We start from the raw sequence: 26,144 nt of genomic DNA, 5'->3' as shown, positions 1-26,144 counted from the left end.
ATAGATAAAAATATCACTTTCCTTTTAGCAATTCTGCTGCTTCATCTCCGAAAACGATTTTTAGCACCTGCTCTTTTTTATCGTTGTCCAGCTTGATTTGTAATACTGTTTCTGTTGATATATTACTTTCCTTGCTCAGAACATATTTATCCGGATATGCAATAATGTTTATTACTGATTCTTGCAGGGCATTTGCAATTTGTAATAATGTGTTGTATTTAAGTTCCCGCTCTCCTGACATAATAAGACTTAACCCGGCTTGTTTTAAGCCGATCTGACTAGCTAAGTATTCTTGCGAATATCCTTTGTTTCTGCGAATTGCATCTATATTCCTTAGTATATCGTTCATGTAAGCAATTTAGTGTTTGTGGTTTGAATAAATAAATGATATTTGTAATAAAAAATTGCACTTATGTTTGCTAATATAACAAAATGTAATATCTTTGCTGCTGTGATTTTCTTAATTCTCTTAATAGATCTTGTGTTCCCATTTTGAAACATTTTGCTATTAAGTCTAATAGTTAACCTAATTTGTCTGAAGATTGTGTTGATGTATAGAAGGTTATGCTTGTTTGGTAAATGAGGTGTCCGGTATGTGTATGAAGGGGACTGTTTTCCTTAGTAATACGGTTCTCAAGATATATGCCAGTTGTTTCTCTGTAATAAAGATTGCACTTTGTTAAGTAATGGAGAAGATAAAATTTAAGTTTATATAATTCACTAGTATTCATTTTAATATTGCTTGCCTATGATTATGAATTTTTAATTCCAATGTTTTCTATTCGGATATGTAGTCATATCCATTGTGTTTTTTAACCTTATATTCATTTAATAACAGAAGGAAATGAAAGAATCTTTTTTAGACATACATTTAAAAGGATGTCGTGTTAAAAGCAATTTATTCAGAATGTTAACCTTATTGCTTTTAATTTTTTGTACGACAAATGTATTTGCACAGCAGAAAAATGTCAGAGGAACGGTTGTTGATGCTTCGGGGGATCCTCTTATTGGTGTAAATGTTTCAGTAAAAGGAATGACAATCGGTATAATTACCGATATGGAGGGTAGATATCAACTGGAAGTACCGGCCAATGCTACGCTTCTCTTTTCTTATATTGGATATCGTTCGCAGGAGATTGCGGTAGGTAATCAGTTATCGATCAATATTACGATGCAGGAAGATACTCAAAATATAGATGAGGTTGTGGTTGTCGGATATGGAGTTCAGAAAAAAGAAACTGTTACAGGTGCTGTCTCCACATTGAAGGGGGATGATTTAATAAAAACACCAGTAGCGAATCTATCAAATGCCATAGCTGGTAAAATGTCGGGAGTGGTAACATTTCAGCGTTCCGGTGAACCGGGTTACGATGGAGCAACAATTCGTATTCGCGGTTCAAATACATTAGGAAATAATGATCCGTTGATTGTCATTGACGGAGTAGCGGCGAGAACTGGTGGTTTGGAGCGTCTTGACCCAAACGAGATTGAAACGATGTCTGTACTGAAAGATGCGTCTGCGGCTATCTATGGGGCACGTGCAGCCAATGGTGTAATCTTGATAACTACTAAAAAAGGACGTGCGGGTAAGAAACCGGTGTTTTCTTATTCTTTTAACCAAGGATGGTCTAAGCCTACCAATCTACCGGAAATGTGTGAAGCTCCTCAATATGCAGAGTTGATGAATGAATTGTATATGAATAAAGCCATGAAAAATCCGGCTAAGAATAATGGTGTCGGTATGGGAGATTATACTTTGTTTGCAACTCAGGAAGAAATTCAGAAATATCGTGATGGTTCTGATCCTTGGAGATATCCGAATACGGATTGGTATGCGGCAACCTTTAAAGATTGGTCTCCACAGCGAATTCACAATGCATCGCTGGAAGGTGGTTCTGATAAATATCAATACTTTGTAAACTTCGGACATAAATATACAGACGGGCTTTATCATAAATCAGCGAACAACTACAAACAGTTCAACCTGCGTATGAATGTTGATGCACAACTCAATGAGTTTATTAAAGTGGGAACTCAATTAATGGGACGTCAGGAAAACCGTAATTTCCCAAGTCAGGGAGCAGGTGATTTGTTATGGTTCACATCCAGAGGCCGTCCAACTGACCAGGCTTACTGGCCTAACGGACTTCCCGGACCGGCACAGGAATATGGGCGTAATCCGGTTGTTGCCTGTACAGATGAAACCGGTTATACGCATGATAAGCGTTACTATATACAAACTAATGCTAATGTAGAAATTACCCAGCCCTGGATTGAAGGCTTGAAACTTGTAGCTTCCGTCTCTTATGATAAATACTTAAAGCAAAGTAAAACATGGTTTCAGCCATGGACTTTATATGATTGGGATAAAGTGAGTTATGAATCAGATGGCACAACACCTAAATTAACGCCGATGTTGAGTTACCCGAACCATGAGGATCCGGACTTGTCTATGGAGTCTACAGACCAGACAAATACAGTCTTAAGCGGTATTATGACATATAATCGGGTTTTCGGAGATCATGGAGTCGATTTTTTGATTGGTATGGAACGCGACTGGTCTGATGCTGAATCGTTTAACGGATACCGGAGGTATTTCCTTTCTACGGCTCTTCATCATTTTAATGCAGGTGGTGATAAAGAGAAAAATGCCAAGAGTGACGGAGATAACTGGGAACGTGCCCGTATGAATTATTTCGGACGTTTTGCTTATAACTATAAAGAGAAATATCTGGCTGAATTTGTATGGCGTTATGATGGTTCTTATATGTTCGCAGCAGGCGAGCGTTTTGGCTTTTTCCCCGGTGTTTTGCTTGGATACCGTATTTCGGAAGAGGACTTTTGGAAAGAAAATCTCTCTTTTATTAATTACTTTAAGTTACGTGCATCCTGGGGGCAGATGGGGAACGACCAGGTTTATTATGATGATAAATTAAGGGAATACCAATTTGCACCTACCTATTATTATGAATGGGGATATATTATTGATAATGCGGATGAAAAGGGATTGCGCATCAGTCGTTTTCCGAATCCTGCTATTTCGTGGGAACGTGCTAATAACTTCAATGTTGGTATTGAAGCCCGGACATTCGATAATCGCTTATATTTAGAGGCAGATTATTTTTATAATAAACGTTCAAATATTTTATGGCGTAGAAATGCATCTATTCCTACAACTTCCGGCTTAACATTGCCTGCTGAAAATATAGGTAAGGTTAATAATACCGGTTTTGATTTTAAGATTGAATGGAATGACAATATCGGTAAAGATTGGCGCTATAGTATATCTGCAACCGGAGGCTATGCAAAAAATACCATTAAGTTCTGGGATGAAGCTCCGGGTGCTCCTGAGTGGCAAAAGTCGACAGGTCATCCGATGAATACTTCTTTGTATTACGAGTATGACGGTGTATTTAAGGATTGGGATGAAATCAACGATATAGCTAATCGTCCAAATTATGACGGTATAACAAAGGATGCGGACTTAAAACCGGGTGATATGAAATTTAAGGATCTCGATGGGGATGGTAAAATAACCCCGGATGACCGTTATCGTTCGGACCGTACCAATGAACCGAAATGGACATATGGCATTACAGGATATTTGCAATGGAAAAACTTTGACATGAATATCTTATTTCAAGGTGCGGCTGATTCATGGACTAAAGTTTACTGGGAAGCCGGTGATATTGGTAATTATCCGAAAACAGTTTATGACAAGCATTGGTCTATTGATAATCCATCTGACAAATATCCGCGTGTAAACGAACGCAGTCAGTATTATTGGGATGGAACGGCGGCCGGTAACAACACTTACTGGATGGTCAATACGAATTATATCCGTTTGAAAAATCTTGAAGTAGGATGGAGTATCCCCAAAGCATGGTTGCTGCAAACAAAGTTTATCTCGTATGCCCGTTTGTATGTGAGTGGGGTAAACTTGCTGACTTTCTCGCCAAGTAAAGATATTGACCCGGAAAGTACAAGTTCCAATGCGACAAACTATCCTCAGTCAAAAATTATTAATGTAGGTTTTACTGTAACATTCTAAACTTGATATGAACATGAAAAAAGCGAATATATTATGTCTTTTATCTGTAGCTTTGCTTACTGTGTCTTGCAGTACGGATTTTCTGGATACAAAATCACAGACAGAAATCATGGCAGATGATATATGGAAAGAAAAGAGTCTGGCAGAAGCTTATATGTATGATATTTATTTTGCATTTCAGGATGCCGGTTTTACGGAAGAACTACAGGCTTCGGCTTGCGACGAGGCGATGTTTACACATGGGAGGGAATTTGTTGAGACAAACGCTGGTGCTGTGACTGATGTGAATTTAGGCTGGTTTTCAAAGACTCAGAGTGGGCATCAATGGCAACGTTTATACCTGAATATCCGTTCCTGCAATGATTTTATCGAACATGTGGATGACGCAACATTTGCTGACGATGCAAAAAAGCAGTTGAAGGGGGAGGCTTATTTTTTGAGAGCCTATTTCCTGCATCGTTTAACACGTGGATTTGGCGGTGTTCCTATTCAGTTAAAGGTAACCCAGCTGACTGACGATCCGGAGTCGTTTTTATTATCCCGTTCTTCTTATACGGATTGTATCGGGCAGGTTCTGGATGATATTGACAAAGCTGCGGAGTGTTTAAAGGATCATACGTTTGATAATACGCAGAAGGGCAGGGCTACATTGGCTGCTGTTAAGGCTTTGAAAGTTCGTGTGTTGACGGATGCTGCCAGTGATTTGCATGACCAGGCTACAGCTTCGGCAAAATCGTCTCTGCTTGCTTCTTATAAAAATTCGGAATTGTTGTTTTACACGCAAGGGTCACGAACGGAGCGTTGGCAAGCCGTTAAAGTCGCAGCAAAAGATTTGTTGGATAATCCGATGGGACATGCTATTCCGACCTATGGAGGTACAGGACTTTCTACGGAAGAAAAAGCTCAGGCTATCTGGCGTTTCTTTTTGGCAGAAAGTGCAGATCATATTTTTTCTCGCTATTTTATCGATACAAAAGACGAAAGTGGTACTAAGATGCCGATATTTAATGGCCCTTCCGGTTATCATGGATGGGGAGGAAATACTCCTGTTCAAGATTTGGTAGATGCATTTGCAATGGAGGACGGGAGCAAATTTGATTGGAATAATTCTCAACATGCAAACAATCCATATGGTAATCGCGAACCCCGCTTTTATGCAACCATCATGTATGATGGCATGCAATGGATACAGAGACCCGATGATTATGCTTCTATTGAACCGACCGGAAAAATACAGACTGGTTATTATCAGTTGGATCCGTCTGTAACTGATGATTCTAAATTTTATGCAGGAATGGATAGCCGTAGTGGCGGTGGGGAAAATTGGAATGCTACATACACTGGTTATTATTTAAAGAAATATATCAATCCTGCCGATGGGGATCACCGTAACAAGATCAATGCGGTTTTTCCGTTCATTCGTTTGTCAGAGGTTTATTTCTGCTATATTGAAGCTTGCATTGAGTTGGGTGAATTGGACGAGGCGAAAAAGTATCTGAATGAATATCGTGAACATGTGAATTTACCGGCTGTTACAACCAATAATAAAGATGAATTGCGGAAAATTTATCAGAATGAGCGTCGTCTGGAATTTTCTTTTGAAGAAATTCGCTATTGGGATGTCCGCCGTTGGATGACTGCCCCTGATCTTCCGGGTTTAAATAGTTTGAAAGGTATTCGTGTTACTGCTACATTGAAGTCAGGAGCTGGTGTTCAATACAAGTATACTGCGGATCCGGATATCTGGAATATGCATTATAAAGTTATAGACCTGAATAATGAAGGGCGTCAGTTTGTTGACAAATGCTATTTTTTACCTATAATGCGTGATGAGAAAAACAGTAATCCAAATTTAATTCAAAATCCAGGTTATGAAAATTAAATAAGTTACTAGTTCTTTTTTTATAAAGTACCGTCTTTGTATTAGAGTATAGACGGTACTTTATTCAGCCTTTTGTTGAGCGATTTGCATTAAATCGGATTTATCATTTGTCTATATAACGAAATAAATCCTATCTTTAGGGTCTCAATTCGTAATTGTAAAAATAGTATTATCATGAAAAACAGAAAATTAAGAATGGGCATGGTAGGCGGTGGAAGTGACGCCTTTATCGGTGCAATCCATCGTCGTGCGGCTTTTATGGACAATCAGATCGAACTGGTATGCGGATGTTTCAGCGTAGACCCTGAAATTTCTAAGAGTTCCGGTCTGTCTTATTACTTGCCGGAAGATCGCATTTACAGTACTTATCAGGAAATGTTCGAGCATGAAATGACGTTGCCGGAAGGTGAACGGATGGATTTTGTGACTATCGTGACACCTAACCGCTGGCATTTTGAACCGGCTATGATGGCTTTGGAAAGAGGATTCCATGTTGTAGTGGATAAACCGATGACCTTCTCGCTGGAAGAAGCTAAACAACTTCAGAAGAAAGTGGAAGAAACAGGACTGATCCTGGCTCTGACCCATGTATATTCTGCCTATCCGGCAGTAAAAGAAGCCAAAGAACGTATCGCCAGAGGTGAACTGGGAACGCTCCGCCGTGTTTATGTGGAATATCTCCAGGGATGGCTTTCCGATCGGATCGAACTACAGGGTGGAAATAACGCCGGATGGCGTACAGACCCGAAACGCTCCGGAAAAGCCGGTTGTATCGGAGATATCGGTACGCATGCCTGGCATCTGAGTGAATATATAACCGGTTTGAAGGTGCTGGAAGTTTGTGCCGACCTGAATGCTTTTGTGCCCGGACGTCCGATCGATGATGATGGCGCAGCATTCCTTCGTTATGAGAACGGTGTGGTCGGAACTTTAACCGCATCGCAGGTCGCTGTCGGAGAAGAAAACAATATCCGGATCCGTATTTACGGAGATAAGGGCGGTCTGGAATGGCAGCAGCAGGAACCGAATACTTTATATGCTAAATGGTCGAATAAACCGACAGAAGTGATCCGTATGGGAAATAACGGTTTTATCGGTGATATGGCCAAAATGAATACCCGCACTCCGGGTGGTCATCCGGAAGGTTTCATCGAAGCTTTTGCCAATATTTACAGAAACTTTGCCCATACTGTTATGAGTATCAAGAAAGGAGAAAAGCCATGTGAGGAATGTCTGGACTTCCCGACTGTTTATGACGGCGTAAGAGGCATGCAGTTCATTGAAACGATGGTGGAAGCCGGATACAATGAAAATGTAAAGTGGCAGAAGTGGGTAGATTGATGATCGCACATTAGTAAATCAATATAGGAATGAAATTAAAAATGTTAGCTTGCTGTTGTTCCTTGCTGGGAGTGACAGCATTTGCTCAAAAAAATGAGTGGAAAGATCCGAACGTAAATGAAGTTAACCGTGCCCCGATGCATACCAACTATTTTGCGTTTGAAACAGAGGATGCGGCGTTGAAGGGATGCAAAGAATCGTCAGTCAATTTTATGACTTTGAACGGAACCTGGAAATTTAACTGGGTGAAGGATGCCGATGCCCGTCCGACAGATTTTTATCAGGTAGGATTTAATGATAAAGGTTGGGCGAATATGCCCGTTCCCGGCATCTGGGAATTGAATGGTTTCGGTGATCCTATTTATGTGAATGTGGGATATGCCTGGAGAAACCAGTTCAAGAATAATCCGCCGGAAGTGCCGGTCGAAAATAACCATGTCGGTTCATACCGTAGAGAAATCGTTATTCCGGCAGACTGGAAAGGAAAAGAAATATTTGCTCATTTCGGTTCGGTAACATCCAATATGTATCTTTGGGTAAACGGACAGTATGTAGGGTATAGCGAAGACAGCAAACTCGAAGCGGAATTCAATCTGACCAAATACCTGAAACCAGGCAAGAACCTGATCGCATTCCAGACATTCCGCTGGTGCGACGGTACGTATCTGGAAGACCAGGATTTTCTGCGTCTGTGCGGTGTCGGACGTGATTGTTATCTGTACACCCGTAACCCTAAATATATCCAGGATATCCGCGTAACTCCAGATCTGGATGCACAGTATAAGGATGCCACATTAAATGTAAGCGTTAACCTGAAAGGTAGTGGCGTTGTGGATGTAAAATTGTTGGATAAACAAGGCAATTCCGTTGCAACAACTACGCTGAAAGGCTCAGGCAAAGTGTCTGCGGATATCGCTGTTTCCAATCCGTTGAAGTGGACGGCTGAAACGCCTAACCTGTATACCCTGGTCGCTACGCTGAAAGAAGGCAATAAAGAACTGGAAGTTATCCCGGTGAAAGTCGGTTTCCGTAAGATAGAACTGAAAAACAGCCAGATCCTGGTAAACGGGCAGCCGGTACTGTTTAAGGGAGCAGACCGTCATGAAATGGATCCGGACGGCGGATATGTGGTTTCCCGCGAACGTATGTTGCAGGACATCAAGGTGATGAAGGAATACAACCTTAATGCGGTTCGTACCTGTCACTATCCGGATGCAAACCTGTGGTATGATTTGTGTGACGAATACGGTATTTATGTCGTAGCCGAGGCAAATGTGGAATCCCACGGTATGGGGTATGGCGAACAAACCTTGGCTAAGAATCCGGCGTATGCAAAAGCACATATGGAACGTAACCAGCGTAATGTACAACGTGGTTTCAACCATCCGTCTATTATTTTCTGGTCATTGGGTAATGAAGCCGGTTTCGGACCGAACTTTGAAGCATGTTACACCTGGATCAAGAATGAAGATAAGAGCCGTGCCGTTCAGTATGAGCAGGCAGGAAAGAATGAATTTACCGATATCTATTGCCCGATGTATCTGGGGTATAAAGGATGCGAAGACTATTGCAATAGTAATGTCGACAAACCGCTTATCCAGTGCGAGTATGCGCATGCAATGGGTAATTCACAGGGTGGATTCAAAGAATACTGGGATCTTGTCCGTAAATATCCGAAATATCAGGGTGGTTTCATCTGGGACTTTGTGGATCAGTCATTGCGTATGAAAAATAAGGAAGGTGTGGAATATTATGGATACGGTGGCGATTTTAATCGCTACGATGCATCTGATAATAACTTCCTGGACAATGGTTTGATCAGTCCGGACCGTAAGCCTAATCCTCATATGCATGAGGTCGGACATATTTACCAGTCGATCTGGGTAACTCCTTCGGACCTGGCAAGCGGTGTCGTGAATGTTTATAACGAAAACTTCTTCCGTGATTTGAGCGGTTATTATGCAGAATGGGAATTGCTGGCTGATGGCGAAGTAGTTCAGACAGGCATGGTCAAAGATCTGGAAGTGGCTCCGCAACAGACCAAATCTGTAAAGTTGAACTATACTACGGACGGAATCTGCAAATGCAAGGAATTGCTGTTGAATGTCGCTTTCAAACTGAAAAAAGCGGAAACAATGCTTCCGGCGGGATATACGGTTGCTAAAAACCAGTTGGTTGTCCGCCCGTATAAGGCTCCGGAATTGAAACTGGCAAATGTTGAAAAGGTAAATGTTGCCACGGTAACCCCGGTAATTACAGAAAATGATTACAACTATCTGATCGTTACAGGTGAAAACTTCCGTATCGAGTTCAATAAACATGACGGTTTCCTTTGCAAATATGATGTAAAGGGCCAGGCTTTGATCGATGAAGGCGGCAAGCTGACTCCAAACTTCTGGCGTGCTCCGACCGATAACGATATGGGAGCCGGTTTGCAGAACAGATATGCAGCATGGAAAAAGCCGGGACTGAAACTGACCTCTTTGAGAAATAAGATGGAAAACGGTCAGGCGGTAGTAAATGCAGAATATACAATGGAAGCCGTATCGGCTAAGTTGTCCGTTTCTTATACCATTAATAATGAAGGTGCCGTAAAAGTAACACAGAAGATGATTGCCGATAAGTCGGCTAAAGTATCGGATATGTTCCGTTTCGGTATGCAGATGCAGATGCCGAAAGAAATGGCATTGATCAAATATTATGGTCGTGGTCCGTGGGAAAACTATTCAGACCGTAACAATGTGACCGATCTGGGTAAATTCTGCCAGACAGTGGATGAACAATTCTACTCTTATATCCGTCCGCAGGAAACCGGTACAAAAACGGATATCCGCTGGTGGAAACAGACAAACAAAGGTGGCAACGGTCTGATGTTTGTTGCCGAGGCTCCTTTCTCTGCTTCTGCATTGAACTACTCGATCGAATCACTGGACGACGGTGTGCAGAAAGACCAGAGACATTCAGAATTAGTCCCGAAAGTGGACTATGCCAACCTTTGTATCGACAAGGTACAGATGGGACTGGGCTGTGTGAACAGCTGGGGCGCATTGCCTTTGGAGCAATATCGTTTGCCTTACGGTGATTATGAATTTACTTTCATTATGACACCGATACAGTCAAATCTTTAAGGGATACTGAAAATAATTAAAAAAAGCATAATCTGCTTACTTATTACGTTAAATAGGTGGGTTATGCTTTCTTTATATTAAGGAAAATGTTACTTTTATTGCCGATTTTTAAATCTAATTCTCAGACTAAGTGTAAATATTGAATACCATAAAAACAGATGGCTACTAACAAGAATTCTAATCGATACTCATCAGGCCTGAAGAAGAATTTTTTTAAAGGAAAGACCTTTATGCTTCTTTTGGGCGTAATTTTTGGTGCCGGGGTAATGATTCTGGCTTATAATACTTCCGTTTATTTTTCCAGTGACGAATCCTGTATGATGTGTCATGTGCATCCGCATGTGGAAGGCAGCTGGAAACTATCCAAGCACGTAAATAACGGGAGCGGGGTGAAAGTGCATTGCGTGGACTGCCACCTTCCGCCTAAAAACGATACCTGGAACCATTATACGGCAAAAGCAAAACTGGGCTTAAAAGATGTCTGGTCTTTTATGACCAAAGACAGTGCCGACTTTGACTGGGATGTAAAGTCAGAACTGGATCATGCCGTTAAATATATCCCGAACGAATCATGTAAAGAATGCCACCAGAATTTGTTTCCGGAAGGAATTACGAACGACGGTATTACAGCACACCTTTATTATGATGAAAATGAAAAGAAACTGGACTTGCAGTGTATCAGTTGTCACCTGGATGCCGGGCATTATAATCCCAACTACAACCATTCCAAGTTGACTGGTATTCCTGGCATGGCTTCCGGATCTTCGGCGGTCGATACAAGCCTTTATTTCAAGGAACCTGCACAGGTAACAAGTTTTGCCGATTATGTAGAACAGATACCCGGAACACCGGTGTCTTTCAAAATGGTTGCCGTGCCGGGCGGTACGTTCAAAATGGGTAGCACCAGCAAGGAACCGTTCCATAAACCGGATGAAGCACCTGTACGCAACGTAACGGTCAGCCCGTTCTTTATGGCTGAGGTGGAAGTTACCTGGGACCAGTACTGGTCGTTCTATGGAAATACGATGAGCGAGGGACGTACTCCTCCTGAAACAGTTTATGCGAATAACAGCAATCCGGATGTGGATGCTATTTCCGGTCCGACACCTCCATTCGGATTCCCCGACCAGGGATGGGGTGGCGGCGATCGTCCGGCTATCACAATGACACATTATGCAGCTGAAACATTCTGCCAGTGGTTATCGAAGAAGACCGGCAAGAAATACCGTCTGCCGACCGAAGCCGAATGGGAATATGCAGCCCGCGGAGGTACGGAAACTCCTTACTTCTTCAGCGGCAGCCCGAAAGACTTCTCCGACCAGGGATTCTGGCGTAAGTTCTTCGATGCAAAAACCGACAGTATCAGTTCGTTCGTCATTTACAGCAAGAACAGTAAGAATAAGACACAAGAACCGGAACTGGTGAAAGCCAATCCGTTCGGATTAAAGAATATGTTGGGTAATGTCATGGAATATTGTGCAGACAAGTATGATCCCGAAGCCTATAGCAAGGGTGGCGAGTCTGTTACGAATCCGTTGGTAACCGAAGGAACGGAATGGGTAGTGCGCGGAGGTAATTATACTTCTGACGCGGCAGACCTTCGTTCGGCAGCCCGCGACTATACCAAACATGAAGCGTGGTTAAAGACCGACCCGCAGCAACCTAAAAGTATCTGGTGGTATTCTGACATACGTGGCATTGGCTTCCGTGTGGTATGCGAGCCGGATTCATCCATTCAATAAAGTAGACTAGTGTAAAAATTATATCAATTCTTTAAATTTGCTATATCATGAAAAAGGAAAACAGTATCAGTAGAAGATCATTTTTAAAAAGTTCAGCGATGGCCGGTGCACTGGGTGCAATCGGTACAGGTAGTGCAGCAAGTGTGGTTCTGACTTCATGCGGCGGGGGAGAAAAAGCCGCAGCTTTGAAACCGCTGAAAGAACCGGGTACTTATTATATTCCGGAATTGCCGGATCTGGCAACCGACGGCCAGGAACTGAAAGCCGGTGTTATCGGTTGTGGCGGACGTGGTTCCGGTGCCGCTTTCAACTTTCTGAATGCAGCAAATGGCGTGACTATTGTTGCGTTGGGTGATACTTTCCAGGAAAGAGTTGACGAACTGGCCGGTAAGCTGAAAAAAGATAAGAATATAGATATTCCTGCCGACAAACGTTTTGTAGGTCTGGATGCATATAAACAAGTAATAGACAGTGGCGTGGATGTTGTGATCATTGCAACACCTCCCGTGTTCCGTCCGGTACATTTCCAGTATGCGACAGAAAAAGGGAAACATTCATTCCTTGAAAAACCGATCTGTGTGGATCCGGTAGGTTATCGTACGATCATGGCTACAGCCAAACAGGCGGAAGCGAAGAATCTTCGCGTAATCACAGGTACACAACGTCATCATCAGCGTTCTTATGTAGAATCTTACAAAAAGATCATGGAAGGTATGATCGGTGAGATCACTGGCGGTACGGTTTACTGGAACCAGAGTATGTTATGGTTCCGCGAACGTCAGAAAGAATGGAACGATTGCGAATATATGATCAAAGACTGGGTGAACTGGAAATGGTTATCCGGCGACCATATTGTTGAGCAGCATGTACATAATATCGACGTATTTACTTGGTTCAGCGGGCTGAAACCTGTTAAGGCTGTCGGTTTCGGTTCTCGCCAGCGCCGTATTACCGGTGACCAGTATGATAATTTCAGTATCGACTTCACTATGGAGAACGGTATCCATATGCATAGTATGTGTCGTCAGATTGACGGTTGCGTGAGCAATGTAAGCGAATTTGTCCAGGGTACGAAAGGCTCATGGGACAGCTCTACGATGGAGATCAAAGACCTTGCCGGTAATGTGGTATGGAAATACGATTATGAAGCAGAAAAAGCAAACTTCAAACAGACCGACCCGTATACATTGGAACATGTTAACTGGATCAACAGTATCCGTGGTAACAAACCGCTTCAGCAGGCTTCCGAAACAGCTATTTCGAATATGGCAGCTATTATGGGACGTGAATCGGCTTATTCCGGTGCTGAGACAACCTGGGATGCTATGACCGCTTCTCCGCTGGATTATACTCCGAAAGACCTGAATCTGGGTAAGATGGATATGAGTACATTTACTGTACCGGTTCCGGGAAAACCTCGTGATCAAAATAAATAAAGATATGACATTAAACAGAAGAAACTTTTTAAGAACAACTTTGTCCGGTGCTGCGGTAGCAGCCGTTAGTACCGGCACGTTGGCATCCTGTGCATCGAAGGCTTCTTCGGATGAGAAATGTCCGGAAACGAAGTCTTGCTGCAACACCAAGGCGAAACTGAACCTCTCTTTCCAGGAAGGCATCGCTCCGGGTGAAAACCTGAACCAGAAGCTGGACTATATGGAAAAGCTGGGAGTTGTCGGTTTTGAACCGGGCGGACGTGGTTTGAAAGACCGTGTAAGCGAGATCAAGCAAGCTCTGAATGGTCGTGATATCAAAGTCAGTGCCATTTGTGCCGGTTTTGACGGTTTTATTCTTTCTACCGATCCGGCTATCCGCAAGCAATGTATGGATACGATGAAGGAAATCATCACGGCTGCCGGCGAACTGGGGTCGACTGGTGTTATCATCGTTCCGGCTTTCAACGGGCAGGTACCGGCGCTTCCTCATAATCAGGAAACCCGCGACTTCCTGTGCGAGCAATTCACCGAAATGGGAAACCATGCCGCTCAGAACGGAACGACCGTGATCTTTGAACCTTTGAATCGTAAAGAATGTTTCTATATGCGTCAGGTGGCCGACGCCGCTTCCGTATGCCGGGATATCAACAATCCGGGAGTACGTTGTATGGGTGACTTCTGGCATATGACCTGGGAAGAAACGTCCGATATGGGAGCCTTTATCTCGGGTGGAGACTATTTGCAACACGTACACGTGGCAAGCCGCAAACGTCGCAGCATGCCGGGTGAAGACGGGGAAGCAGATAACTACGTAGACGGCTTTAAAGGCCTGAAGATGCTGGGTTATGACAAATACGTAAGTTTCGAGTGCGGATGCCAGGGCGATCGTAACATCGTTGTCCCTGCCGCGGTAGAACTCTTGCGCAAACAATGGGAAGAAGCATAAATTATGCCTTTAGTATATCCAAATATGCAAATGAGTGAGGTGGTGGAAGAACATCCCTCACTCATTCCTGTAATCAACCGGTTCGGTATCCGCCTCGGGTTGGGCGATAAATCGGTGAAGACGATCTGTGACGAATATCAGCTGGATACTGATTTCCTGCTGACTGTAATTAACACGTTCCTGAACGAGGAATACTTCCCGGAAAGGAAGTTACAGACATTCCATACGACACAGATTATCGATTACCTGACCAAGACCAATCTTTACTATCTGCGTTATCAGTTGCCGAACATAGAGCGGCACCTAACTTCTTTCATCTCTATGAGCACACCGGGAAACAATACGTTGAACCTGATCGGCAAATTCTTCTCCTCTTTCAAGGAAGAGCTTACGGCACGCATCGAACATGATGATAAGGAATGGTTCCCTTACTGCCTGGAGTTGAGTGAAAAAATAAAAGGGTGTTGTAATTCCGATGAAAAGGAGGCACTCCATCTGGGTGACGAGCAGCGTTCGGAAGATGCTATAGAAGCGTTGTTATCCGACCTGAAAGGCATCATGATCAAGCATCTTTCCGGCGATTACAACGAGAATCTGTGTTATGCCGTGATCTTTGGGATCAGCAGCCTTGAAAAAGACATCAAGCAGCATAACCGTATCCGTTACCGTATCCTGACTCCGATGGTCTCTGCCATGGAGAAATTATGTAAATAACCCCTGTCGATGCACCGGAACAAACAAATAGCGATTATCTTACCCGACACTCTACAAAGTATAGGTCTTCAGAGTCTGCTGACCGACTACTTTCCTCCGGTCGAGGTCTGCTATTTCCCTGCGTTCGAGATTTTTAATGCGGCAGGTGGCAACGATGCGTTCGATTATTATTTTACCTCTCCGGACATCATGGTGCTGAACGCCGACTTTTTCCTTCCCCGCCGTAGCAAAACCACGGTACTGATCGATGGGGGAGAGGGTACTGGCGGTATTTCTACCACCAACCATATAACCATCAAGGCATCGCAGGAGATTATCATCGAGCAATTGCAGCAATTGTTTACCAGCGACAGTTCCGCTTACACAGTCGGTGAAAACAGCAAAGACCTTTCTTCCCGCGAGACTGACGTCCTCCAACTGATCGTCAAAGGCATCACGAATAAGGAGATTGCCGACAAACTGAATATCAGCCTGAACACCGTCCTGACCCACCGCAAGAATATCACAGCCAAGCTAGGCATCAAGACCGTCTCCGGTTTAACATTCTATGCCATCATGAACGGGATTATTTCGGGGGATGATATTGAGTTATAAGTTTCTTTCCACCACCTTCCACGTCTCTATATTCCGTGTTTTGTTACTGAAGTTTACGCCTATTTTGAATAGTTTGCGGGTATCGCTGGCGAAGGGGTGTGCATAACCTTTCTCTTCTGGAAAGGTGAATCCACCTTGTCCGTATTGGCATAAAAAGGTAACAGGAATTTCATAAATCCATCTTCCTCTTCGCGGTTGGGAAATCCCAGCCGGTAAAAATACCAAAGAGACGATCATAATCTTTGATAGTCTGGTATCCGCTCTGATAGATAACTGGTATTGGGTTCGTAGAAGTCGAGTCAATACTGTTTAACACGTCTGCGTCGGTTTCCGTATGAGCCATGTTGAGATTGTAGTTGGAACGTTTAAGCAACATAACCAAATAAGTTGGCGTACCTGTTTCAAATCAGTAACTTCCAAATTGCATGTACTTGAATGTATTTAACAGACTGAACGGATTATATATTCCTGGACTGTCGGGCACGAAATATAACTGCCTGTCTTGACCAATTGGTAGATCAATTCCGTTTTATCAATATAAAGAAAACCATCCTTTCTGATTTTCTCGAAGTTCTGTATGCCGATGGGATAAAGCTGTGTCATAATTAACCTGATTGAAAATGATACTTTCACAAAGGTTGAGAATTATTCCTAATAATATGCCTTTTCACCGAATCCGGGATACAAGCACTGTCATCCTTATGCATTATATATGTAGCAAGTTCTCCGTGCCAAGTCGCCAGCCATATTTTTTCTACCAATACCTACTTCCTCTGCGGTATAAGATTATGCCGGTTATTGGCAAAGTAATGTCGTTTGCAAACAATGCCTGTCGTTTGTGGAAATAAATTGCATAATCATTCTACAATCTTTAGCTTTGGGTAATTGTAAAATAGTATTTACTGCTATGGGCAAAAAAAAAGCGAAAGAAAGAAAGCCGGGTGGAACACAAGTTAGCAGTGTCTCGTCCCAAAAAGGGAAACCCAAAGATAAGGCCAAAGGTCAAACACAAAAGGAAGAACCAACTCATGTGGATAATAGTCCTAAATCTGAGCATGACCGAATACTGAAAGAGAAGATAGAAAAAGGGGAGAAGAAAAAAAGAGCACAGGAAAACCTAAAGAAAGTGAAGGATCTACCAGCCAAAGAGAGAATGGCTTTTATTGCACAAATCATGAAAAAGTATGAATGTTCTGAAGACGATTGTATTGGTTATATTAGCCAAAGTCTTCAGGATCTTAAGCCGGGAGAATATGATAGGACCCGGTTTGAACAAACGTTAGCTTTTGATATACGGCATATTAGATTTGCTCCTGAACCCCAAACCTTGCATCAACAATATCTAACTAAAAGCGGATGGGATAGGAAATTGTTAGAGAAAGAAGGAAAATCAGTTGTACCAAGAAGACAGGCAACGAAAGAAGAACTGGCAGAAGATCAGCTATGCATTTACAGAACGATGTCTTTGGCTGAATGGGAAGGGTTGAAAGGGAAGCCATCATCGTTGAAAAATCATTTGGGCGATTTTAAAGAGGCAGTAGAATATTTATATTTAAAAAGTTCTGATGTTCCGATCAAAGTGTTGGTTGAATTCCCTATAAAGAGAGGTCGGGAAGCAAATTTGTTCTCCCCGAATCTCATAGGCTTCCCTTCTAAGATCGCTTATAATATAAAATCAATGTCTAAAGTTCTTTTGGATGTAGAGCATTCAAGTAATTTTTCAGAAAACGAAGCAAAGGACAAGACGGGAGAAAAGGTTGGAATAAAATCGGAAGACCATGGCGATGCAAAATTCAGCTTTTCATTGCCTTCCAGCAACAATCCGACGAAAAACAAAAAATGCGTTGAAAATTTAATGAGTCTGATTGATATACCGCAAATAGGTGTTTTAGCTTATAATATCAATGGAAAGATAACATTTCTGGAAGAGAAAAAAATAGATTTTGTGAAGGCTGATGTGAATGACTCGGAAAAAGCTACCGACAAAACGATATCTGCTGAATCTGACATTCCGCAACCAGAGAAACAAACACCTGATGCCACTCCGTCAAAAGAATCCCAACCTGTAACGCAGGTTCCGCCAGAAATGCCCCAATCCGAAGATGAAACTTCCGTTGTCTCAGTCATTGCCTCTGAGATACGATCAATGCTTCAATCCGCTGATGAAGACGAACAAGTATATCCGGATGTGCCGGACCTTACTCCTGAAGAACTCCGGAGGCTCGATATGCCGGCAGCGTCAGATCCCGAAAGAAAAATGATACCCGAAGCCCAATATGTAGCAGAAAAGAATTGGATTATAGAAGATTACGGAGGAGGTGGTGATTGTTTGTTTCGTGCCCTTTCGGCTTCTTTAGATCCTGAGGTATTCTTAAAATTGCGTCAGGAGATAGTAATAGAAGAACAAGAGGCGGGTTTGGTACAGAAAGGATTTGTAGATGCCAACCTTATGGGTATGTTAGAAAACAGCCTCTATCCCGAACTTAGAGATCTGTCGGTTGAAGCAATTCATAAACAGAATATTCCTATTGAAGCCTATCATAAACTTATGGCACTCCAAGGTACATGGGGTGGGGATATGGAAATTTTGGCATTTACTCGATTGGGTCATCAAATCGTGTATGTGATAGACGAAAATGGGACTATGTTTTGTTATGAGGAAGGTGAGAGCCAGAGAATTGATGAAATACCGGATGGGGTATGGGAGAATGAATCTATTGTTCTTTACAAAACTCGTGATCATTGGCGTAGAGTTACCGGTCGATACCATACACAATAGCAGACCTATTCAATTATATACTGAAGAAGGCGGATTTCAAAATGGTTTAGATAAACTTAATAATAGACAAAGTTTGTGATACATCTCTTTTATCCAGGATAAAGGAATTCGCGAAAAGATCGCAAAGGCTCTTTGTTAAAATCACTACATCTAGTGATTGATCGCCTTGTTTCTTTCCTGTTCCTTTGCAATCGTAATATACTAATAGTGAAAATACGATGAAACAACGCTACTTGTTTGTTCTGATTGCAGGGGCTGTCTCTGGATTACAACCGTTGATGGCTGATGAAGTAAATGTGAATGTAAATGAAAATGACACCATCAAGACGTATAATATCGATGAGGTCATTATAACATCTTCTACAAAAGAGACGAATGACTTACGGTTATTGCCCGGTTCTGTTTCCATCCTTTCCCCCCAAGCGATATCAGGACGCCAGATCGATGCGTTGAAAGATATCAGTTCGTTTGTTCCTAACCTGTATATGCCGGATTACGGCTCCAAAATGACTTCGGCTATCTATATCCGCGGTATCGGTGCACGAAGCAGCGGACAGTCGATCGGACTTTATGTCGATAATGTGCCGTATCTGGATAAGAGTACCTTTGATTTTGAATTGAACGATATACAGCGCATGGAGGTGTTGCGTGGTCCGCAGGGTACTTTGTATGGCCGTAATGCGATGGGAGGAATCGTGAATATTTATACATTGTCACCCTTCAATTATCAGGGAACAAAGTTTTCGATGTCGACAGGTAACTATGGTGCTTCCAAGATCAAAGCGTCCCATTATCGAAAACTGAGCGAGCATGTCGGTATTTCCCTTAGCGGTTACTACGACAGGAATGACGGTTTTTTCATGAACGAATATTCCGATACGAAGGCAGATAAGGAGAAGTCTGCCGGCGGACGTTTTAAACTGGATTGGCTGATCAATCCGGCAATGAAACTGCAATATGCATTCAATTATGATTATGTCGACCAGGGCGCCTTCCCTTACGGACAATATAACACGGAGACAGGAAAGGTGGAGCCTGTACGTATAAATGATCCCAGCACCTATTGGCGGCGGATGCTGAATAACAGCATTTATTATGAGTGGAAAACGGATAAATTCCTGCTGTCCTCCACCACCGCCTACCAGTATCTGAAAGACGATATGAAGATGGACCAGGATTATACGGAGAAGTCTATTTTCACACTGAACCAGAAGCAAAAGCAATATGCCTGGAGTGAAGAGGTGGCGATCCGGTCGAATCACCAGAAGAATTATCAATGGAGCTTCGGTGCATACGGCTTTTATAATAGTCTGAAAACGGATGGTCCGGTGATGTTTAAGGAGGATGGTCTGAAAGATGTTCTGCAGAAAGCCTTTGATGAGATGTTGGTTACTTATCCCAAGGCTCCGCAATTGACTGTATATGGTGATGATAAGAATCAGATTTATTTCCCCGGATATTTTGAAACGCCGACATTCGGTTTTGCTGTCTTCCACCAGTCCACTTATAACAACTTATTTACGGACGGACTGTCTGTAACGGCAGGTATCCGGCTGGATTATGAAAAGGCAAAGCTGAATTACGACTCTTCGGTAGATAGTATGAAGATAGGTGTGTCGATGGGAGGACGTCCTATGGGTGTTCTGCCTGTCGAGACAAGATTGGAAGGTAAAACATCGCAGGACTTTTTGCAGGTGCTGCCAAAGGTGTCTGTGAGGTATCAGTGTTCGCCGGGTACGTTTACGTATGTGTCGGTTGCCAAAGGGTATAAGACGGGAGGCTACAATGTGCAGATGTTTGGTGACCTGGTACAGGAATATGCCCGGTACGATCTGATGTCGAAGTTCATGCCCAACCAGGCAAAGAAGCCGGCAGAGGTGGAAGAGGTGGCTGCCTATAAACCGGAGCACAGCTGGAATTATGAAATGGGTATCCGCAGTGAATTGATCAAGGACCGTCTGCATGCCGAACTGACACTCTTTTATATGGATATTCAGGATATCCAGTTGACGACATTTGCCAAAGGGGGAAGCGGGCGCATGATCACCAATGGAGGCAAGGCCGACAGTTATGGGGTGGAGGTAAGCCTTCGCAGCCGTATTGCCGAGGGCCTGACGGCTGATTTGAATTATGGTTTCACCCGTGCTACCTTCCGCGATTATAAGACGTTGGATAAAAACGAAACGGAGATAAATTATAAGGATAACTTCATCCCGTACACTCCGCGCCACACTGTCAGTCTGGGATTGAACTATACCAAACTGTTGCGGAACAGTTGGCTCGACCAGTTTACTGCTTCCGTCCAGTATGCCGGAGCCGGGAAGATTTTCTGGACCGAAAAGAATGATATCAGTCAGGACTTTTACGGTGTGTTGAATGGCAAAGTGGGAGTGCGTAAGGGCATTGTTAACCTGAATGTATGGAGCCGCAATATGACTGACACTGACTACCAGGCATTTTATTTCGAATCATTCGATAATTCATTTATACAAAAAGGCAAACCCTTCCAGATCGGGGCGGAAGTGGCTGTGACGTTTTAATTCAGTATTTATCAAATATGAACTATCCGATTATTGACCGGTTGTACCTGGCTCCCCTCTTGAGAGGGGAATTGGTTACTCCCGTCACTATAAGCAGATAGTTCATATTTTTCTAAAATAACTTATATGAAAGTATTATTCTTATTTGTTTGTTTGTGCTTGTCCGCATCAGCGGTTAAAGCGGACGATCCGGATACAACGAAAGTTCGTCAGGTTGAGTTGAACGAGGTGGTGGTCCGGTCGTTTAAGCAAAACAGGGATTTGCGCCTGGAACCGCTATCGGCTTCCTCCGTTACCGGCACAGCCATACAAAATAAGAATATTACAGGAATTAAGGAGTTCAGTTCCTTTATCCCGAACCTGTTTATGCCAGATTATGGGTCGAAGCTGACTTCGCCTGTGTATATCCGTGGGATCGGTTCGAAGATCAATGCACCTTCCGTCGGACTTTATGTGGACGGTATCCCTTATTTTGAAAAGTCGGCGTTCGATTTCGATTTTGCGGAGATCGACCGTGTCGAAGTGTTGCGCGGTCCGCAGGGAACTCTATACGGACGCAATACGATGGGGGGAATCATCAATGTCTATACCAAATCCCCCTTGAAATTTCAGGGAACGAATGCTTCGATCTCTAACGGTACCTACGGTGCCCGCGAGTATGCCCTTTCCCGCTATGCGAAAATAGGGGAGAAGTTCGGCTACTCCCTTTCCGCCAATTATAACAGGAATGACGGATATTTTACCAATCTGTTTACCGACAAGAAAGCGGATGACCTGAAAAGCGGCTCCGGCCGTATCCGGTTGGAATGGCAGCCGACGCAGCGGTTGTCGCTCGGCCTGATGAGTTCGTATGACAATTCCAGACAGGGAGGTTATCCATATGCCGTCTGCGATTCGGTGACATACCGGCCGGGCGATGTCAACTACAACGATTACAGTTTTTATAAACGGGCCATGTCTACCACCGGCCTGACGGTGGAATATAAAGGTACGGGGTACAGTCTCAGCAGCAAAACGGCTTTCCAGTACCTGTCGGATCATCAGGGGATCGACCAGGACTTTTCTCCGGCAAGTATTTATTTTGCCCGGCAGGATCAGAAACAGAAGATGTTTTCGGAAGAGTTTAATATAAAATCGACGACAGACGGGCGGTATAAATGGCTGTTCGGCGCCTTCGGTTTCTGGCAGGGAATAGATAATACGGTGATAATGGATTATCTGTCGGCTGCCTACAGTTCGCGTAAGTTGTACGACACGCCCACCTACGGAATAGCCTTTTATCATCAGTCTACCTTCGATGACCTGCTGGTCGACGGCCTTTCCGCAACGATCGGCATACGCTATGATTACGAACGCGCTTCTACCGATTATCTTAGCTTCAAAGATACGGAGGAGGAGAGTAAGGAGTTGGATGCCTTTTACAGCAAACTTAAATTCAGCCAGGTTACACCTAAATTTGCCTTGCAATATATGTTTCCCTCTTCCGGGATTATCTACGCCACTGTAACGAAAGGATATAAGACCGGTGGCTTCAACACCTCCTTCGAACGGGAAGAGGACCGCTCTTTCCGGCCGGAGAGCAGTTGGAATTATGAAGTGGGAGGCAAGCATCCTTTCCTCGATAACCGCCTGCGCGCCGAGATCGCTCTTTTCTGGATCGACTGGAAAAACCAGCAGATCAGCCAGTCGCTTACGGTAGGTTCCATGCTCAACAATGCGGGGCGGAGCGAAAGCAAAGGGGTAGAAGTCAGCTTGCAGGGAAATCCGGTAAACGGCCTGATGGTACAGTTGAATTACGGGTTTACCCATGCCACATTCAAGGATTATACAGACAAGAAGAAAGACAAAGTGTATGACTATTCGGGCAATTATCTGCCGCTGGTCCCCTCGCATACTTTCTCTGCCGGGGCTGATTATACCATTTCAAATCCTTGTTCCCATATCGACCGCATCCTGATCAGTGCGAACTTTACCGGTGCGGGCCGGATATATTGGAAAGAAGATAACGTTGTTTCCCAACCTTTTTACGGACAATTGAACGGAAAGGTTTCTGCAACGAAAGGATTTGCTACCTTTGCAATCTGGGCTAAGAATATCACCAACACACAATATACCGCTTTTTATTTTGAGATGGGAAAAGGTCTGGCACAAGCGGGCCGCCCTTTCACGATCGGAGGAAGTGTAGCGGTGGCATTTTAATCGGGTGTAAAATGCTTTCCCAATCTGGGAAACGACTTTGCAAGGGTGTAAAATGCTTTCCCAGGTTGGGAAACGACTTTACAAGGGTGTAAAATGCTTTCCCGATTTGGGAAACGACTTTACAAGGGTGTAAAATGCTTTCCCAACGTGGGAAACGACTTTACAAGGATGAAAAGTGCTTTCCCAACATGGGAAACCATATTACAAAGAAAACGAATGGAACAAAAAAATAAAATATTCAATCTCGGGACCTTTTTCTGCCTCTACATTGCGCAGACTATCCCGATGAGTTTTTTCTCTACCGTCATCCCGGTAATGATGCGGCAGGAGAATTTTTCTTTATCAGCCATCGGTTTGCTGCAACTGATCAAGCTGCCCTGGATACTGAAATTCCTCTGGTCGCCGATGGTGGATCGCCATGCCCGGACAACGGGCGATTATAAACGGTGGATCTTCTCGTCCGAACTGATCTATGCCGTCCTGATCTTTGCCGTCGCTTTCCTTGATTTTAAAACGGATTTCTATACCATTATCGCCCTGATCATCGTATCGTTCGTAGCCTCTGCCACCCAGGATATTGCGACCGATGCGCTGGCTGTCCTTTCCTTTAGCCGGAAAGACAAGAGCCTGGTGAACAGCATGCAGTCGATGGGCAGTTTCGGCGGCTCGATGATCGGGGGAGGCGTGTTGCTGCTGTTGTTCAAACAGCTGGGATGGAACAGCCTGTTGCCTTGCGTTGCCTTGTTCGTGATCGTTGCTTTATTGCCGTTACTGTTCAACCGCGGACTGGAGATTGCACCGAAAGATACGCATGAACGGGCGAAGAAAGCAGATGTCTTTTACTTCTTTACCCAAAAGAATATATGGAAACAGATCGGTTTCCTTTTCCTTTACTATTCCGGCCTGATCGGTACGCTGGCGATGTTGAAGCCTTACCTGGTCGACCTGGGATACTCGATGAAAGAGATCGGGGTGATGAGTGGCGTGATAGGGACCTCTTTCGGGTTCATCTTTTCTTTTGTCGGGGGCTTTATCGTGCGCCGCATCGGACGGCATTGGGCACGCATCCTGTTTGCCGTGTTTGTGCTGCTTGCCACGCTTTATTTCCTCGGATTGTCTTATGTCACTCCGACACTCGGACTCTTGCATGCCGGCATTGCCCTGCTCTGGGGCAGCTATGGGATGGCGACGATCGTGGTCTATACAACGGCGATGGATTGTGTTCGTCTCGGACGGGAAGGCACGGACTTTACGATACAGACGGTTATAACCCATCTGAGCGGGATGGTGATGGCGATATTGAGCGGAAAGATTGCCGATCATACCGGCTACCACGGCTTGTTTTTCTTTGAAGTCAGCCTGGCGGCCTTGTCGTTGGTTTATATATTGATCGTATTCAGGAAAGAGAAAGAAACAGTATAATTATGATACAGGATTTATTACAGAAATATAATGTGCCGGTGCCGAGATACACCAGTTATCCGCCGGCCAACTATTTTACGGAAGCGTTTGCCAATAAGGAATACGAATCGGCCATAGAGGCATCCAATACGGCACGGCCCGAACACATCTCTTTTTATGTGCATATCCCGTTCTGCCGCCATCTTTGCCATTATTGCGGGTGTAATTCATTCCCGATGATGAAGCGGGGCGTGATAGAACGTTATTTCTCAGCGTTGCACAGGGAAATAGAACTGGTAAAGACGCGGCTGGCTCCCGGACGGAAGATTTCCCAGATACATTATGGCGGGGGAAGTCCGACATCCATGCCTGTGTATTATCTGAGAGAACTGAACGAGCATTTGTTGGCAGGCTTCGAAACGATCGACCAGCCCGAAATAGCCGTTGAGTGCCATCCCGGGTATCTGGATGAAGAGTCTTGGCAGTCGTTGACGGAGGCGGGTTTCAATCGCTTCAGCCTCGGTGTGCAGGATTTCAATGAAAAGGTGTTGAAGACGGTCAACCGCCGCCCGTCGTTGTTGCCGGCGGAGATGATCTTTCAGATTCTCCGTAGCAAAGGGGCGCGCATCAATATGGACTTTATCTACGGCTTGCCGTTCCAGACGGCCGAAAGTTTTGCGGAAACCATTACGCGGGCGGCAGTTCTGTGTCCTGACCGCCTGGTTACTTTCTCGTATGCCCATGTCCCTTGGGTGAACAAACAGCAACTTATCCTGGAAAAAGCCGGTTTGCCGCCCAGTGAGGAGAAAAGCCGCATGTATGAATCGGCAAAGAAACTTTTGTCAACAGCCGGTTACAAGACGATCGGCCTGGACCATTTTGTCCGGCAGGACGATGAATTGTATACGGCGTTGAAGAACGGCCGTTTGCATCGTAACTTCCAGGGATATTGTACCCGCCGTACAACCGGACAGGTGTATGCTTTCGGTGTGACCGGAATCAGCCAGCTGAATACCGCCTATACCCAGAACAGCAAGGACATTAATCAATATATGGAACGGATCGAAAACGATACGTTTGCCGTATCGAAAGGATATGAGTTGAGCCGGGACGAACAGATTACCCGTGAGGTGATCGAAACGCTGATGTGTAACTATTCTCTGGACTGGCAGGAGATGGCCGCTCGTTTCTCCCTGTCTGCGGAAGAGGTAAAATCGGCAACTGCCTATAATGACAATCGTCTGAATGAATTTGCCGCCGACGGCCTGATCGAGTATGACGACAATCATATCCGTATGACTTCCGGCGGAGCTCTCTTTGTCCGTAACGTTGCCGCTTCGCTGGATAAACTGATGCTTCATTCCAATAAATCATTTTCAAAACCAGTCTGA

At 44.1% G+C, this 26,144-nt stretch carries 16 protein-coding genes and 1 pseudogene; 14 read left to right on the top strand and 3 right to left on the bottom strand.

The genetic code is table 11. From position 1 onward, the window contains the following. Nucleotides 1–13: 13 nt before the first annotated feature. Complete coding sequence (locus tag HMPREF1535_RS02395) at nucleotides 14–349, bottom strand: helix-turn-helix domain-containing protein (protein WP_007657339.1); 336 nt, start codon at nucleotides 347–349, stop codon at nucleotides 14–16. Between the two features lie 495 nt (nucleotides 350–844). On the opposite strand from HMPREF1535_RS02395, the gene HMPREF1535_RS02390 reads away from it, so the two are divergent. The 9 genes from HMPREF1535_RS02390 (at nucleotide 845) to HMPREF1535_RS02350 (ending at nucleotide 15,834) form a co-directional block, all read left to right on the top strand. Beyond that, nucleotides 845–4,051, top strand: a complete 3,207-nt coding sequence (locus HMPREF1535_RS02390) for a SusC/RagA family TonB-linked outer membrane protein (protein ID WP_046145194.1) — start codon at nucleotides 845–847, stop codon at nucleotides 4,049–4,051. A gap of 13 nt (nucleotides 4,052–4,064) precedes the next feature. Then, nucleotides 4,065–5,933, top strand: coding sequence for a RagB/SusD family nutrient uptake outer membrane protein (locus tag HMPREF1535_RS02385; RefSeq protein WP_046146371.1), 1,869 nt, complete (start codon nucleotides 4,065–4,067; stop codon nucleotides 5,931–5,933). A gap of 174 nt (nucleotides 5,934–6,107) precedes the next feature. Continuing rightward, nucleotides 6,108–7,274, top strand: a complete 1,167-nt coding sequence (locus HMPREF1535_RS02380) for a Gfo/Idh/MocA family protein (protein ID WP_007657342.1) — start codon at nucleotides 6,108–6,110, stop codon at nucleotides 7,272–7,274. A 29-nt stretch (nucleotides 7,275–7,303) separates the two neighbouring features. After that, nucleotides 7,304–10,402, top strand: a complete 3,099-nt coding sequence (gene lacZ / locus HMPREF1535_RS02375; protein ID WP_046145193.1) for a beta-galactosidase, LacZ type — start codon at nucleotides 7,304–7,306, stop codon at nucleotides 10,400–10,402. A 158-nt stretch (nucleotides 10,403–10,560) separates the two neighbouring features. Then, the gene (locus HMPREF1535_RS02370; RefSeq protein ID WP_007657344.1) at nucleotides 10,561–12,144 is read left to right on the top strand and encodes an SUMF1/EgtB/PvdO family nonheme iron enzyme; all 1,584 of its coding nucleotides are present in this window, start codon (nucleotides 10,561–10,563) and stop codon (nucleotides 12,142–12,144) included. Between the two features lie 47 nt (nucleotides 12,145–12,191). Beyond that, entirely contained in the window at nucleotides 12,192–13,580 is a 1,389-nt protein-coding gene (locus tag HMPREF1535_RS02365; protein ID WP_007657350.1) for a Gfo/Idh/MocA family oxidoreductase, read from the top strand. A 4-nt stretch (nucleotides 13,581–13,584) separates the two neighbouring features. Continuing rightward, complete coding sequence (locus HMPREF1535_RS02360; RefSeq protein WP_007657351.1) at nucleotides 13,585–14,526, top strand: sugar phosphate isomerase/epimerase family protein; 942 nt, start codon at nucleotides 13,585–13,587, stop codon at nucleotides 14,524–14,526. Between the two features lie 24 nt (nucleotides 14,527–14,550). Continuing rightward, entirely contained in the window at nucleotides 14,551–15,240 is a 690-nt protein-coding gene (locus HMPREF1535_RS02355) for a helix-turn-helix transcriptional regulator (protein WP_187386426.1), read from the top strand. Nucleotides 15,241–15,249: 9 nt separating this feature from the next. Beyond that, on the top strand, nucleotides 15,250–15,834 hold the full coding sequence (locus tag HMPREF1535_RS02350) for a response regulator transcription factor (RefSeq protein ID WP_046145191.1): 585 nt from the start codon (nucleotides 15,250–15,252) through the stop codon (nucleotides 15,832–15,834). 107 nt (nucleotides 15,835–15,941) lie between these two features. Here HMPREF1535_RS02350 and HMPREF1535_RS25935 read toward each other — a convergent pair. Together HMPREF1535_RS25935 and HMPREF1535_RS25285 are read right to left on the bottom strand one after the other, a co-directional pair. Further along, nucleotides 15,942–16,324, bottom strand: a pseudogene (locus HMPREF1535_RS25935) (AAA family ATPase); the annotation flags it as partial. After that, the gene (locus HMPREF1535_RS25285) at nucleotides 16,276–16,437 is read right to left on the bottom strand and encodes an AAA family ATPase (protein WP_222622090.1); all 162 of its coding nucleotides are present in this window, start codon (nucleotides 16,435–16,437) and stop codon (nucleotides 16,276–16,278) included. The pseudogene HMPREF1535_RS25935 and the gene HMPREF1535_RS25285, both read right to left, overlap by 49 nt. 304 nt (nucleotides 16,438–16,741) lie before the next feature. Here HMPREF1535_RS25285 and HMPREF1535_RS02340 point away from each other — a divergent pair, with 304 nt between their 5' ends. From HMPREF1535_RS02340 to hemN, 5 genes are all read left to right on the top strand, one after another. Further along, nucleotides 16,742–18,613 carry an OTU domain-containing protein gene (locus HMPREF1535_RS02340; protein ID WP_046145190.1) on the top strand — a complete coding sequence of 624 codons (1,872 nt, stop codon included), beginning with the start codon at nucleotides 16,742–16,744 and terminating at the stop codon, nucleotides 18,611–18,613. Nucleotides 18,614–18,831: 218 nt separating this feature from the next. Continuing rightward, entirely contained in the window at nucleotides 18,832–21,153 is a 2,322-nt protein-coding gene (locus tag HMPREF1535_RS02335) for a TonB-dependent receptor (RefSeq protein ID WP_046145189.1), read from the top strand. 126 nt (nucleotides 21,154–21,279) lie between these two features. Next, on the top strand, nucleotides 21,280–23,352 hold the full coding sequence (locus tag HMPREF1535_RS02330) for a TonB-dependent receptor (RefSeq protein WP_046145188.1): 2,073 nt from the start codon (nucleotides 21,280–21,282) through the stop codon (nucleotides 23,350–23,352). 216 nt (nucleotides 23,353–23,568) lie between these two features. Next, nucleotides 23,569–24,774 carry an MFS transporter gene (locus HMPREF1535_RS02325; protein ID WP_046145187.1) on the top strand — a complete coding sequence of 402 codons (1,206 nt, stop codon included), beginning with the start codon at nucleotides 23,569–23,571 and terminating at the stop codon, nucleotides 24,772–24,774. 2 nt (nucleotides 24,775–24,776) lie between these two features. Then, nucleotides 24,777–26,144 (top strand): oxygen-independent coproporphyrinogen III oxidase, encoded by a 1,368-nt coding sequence (gene hemN, locus HMPREF1535_RS02320; RefSeq protein ID WP_010802295.1) that lies wholly within the window; start codon nucleotides 24,777–24,779, stop codon nucleotides 26,142–26,144.

It is taken from the genome of Parabacteroides goldsteinii DSM 19448 = WAL 12034, from assembly GCF_000969835.1.
GTDB classification, from domain to species: domain Bacteria; phylum Bacteroidota; class Bacteroidia; order Bacteroidales; family Tannerellaceae; genus Parabacteroides; species Parabacteroides goldsteinii.
This window is presented reverse-complemented; position numbering and strand designations above follow the sequence as displayed.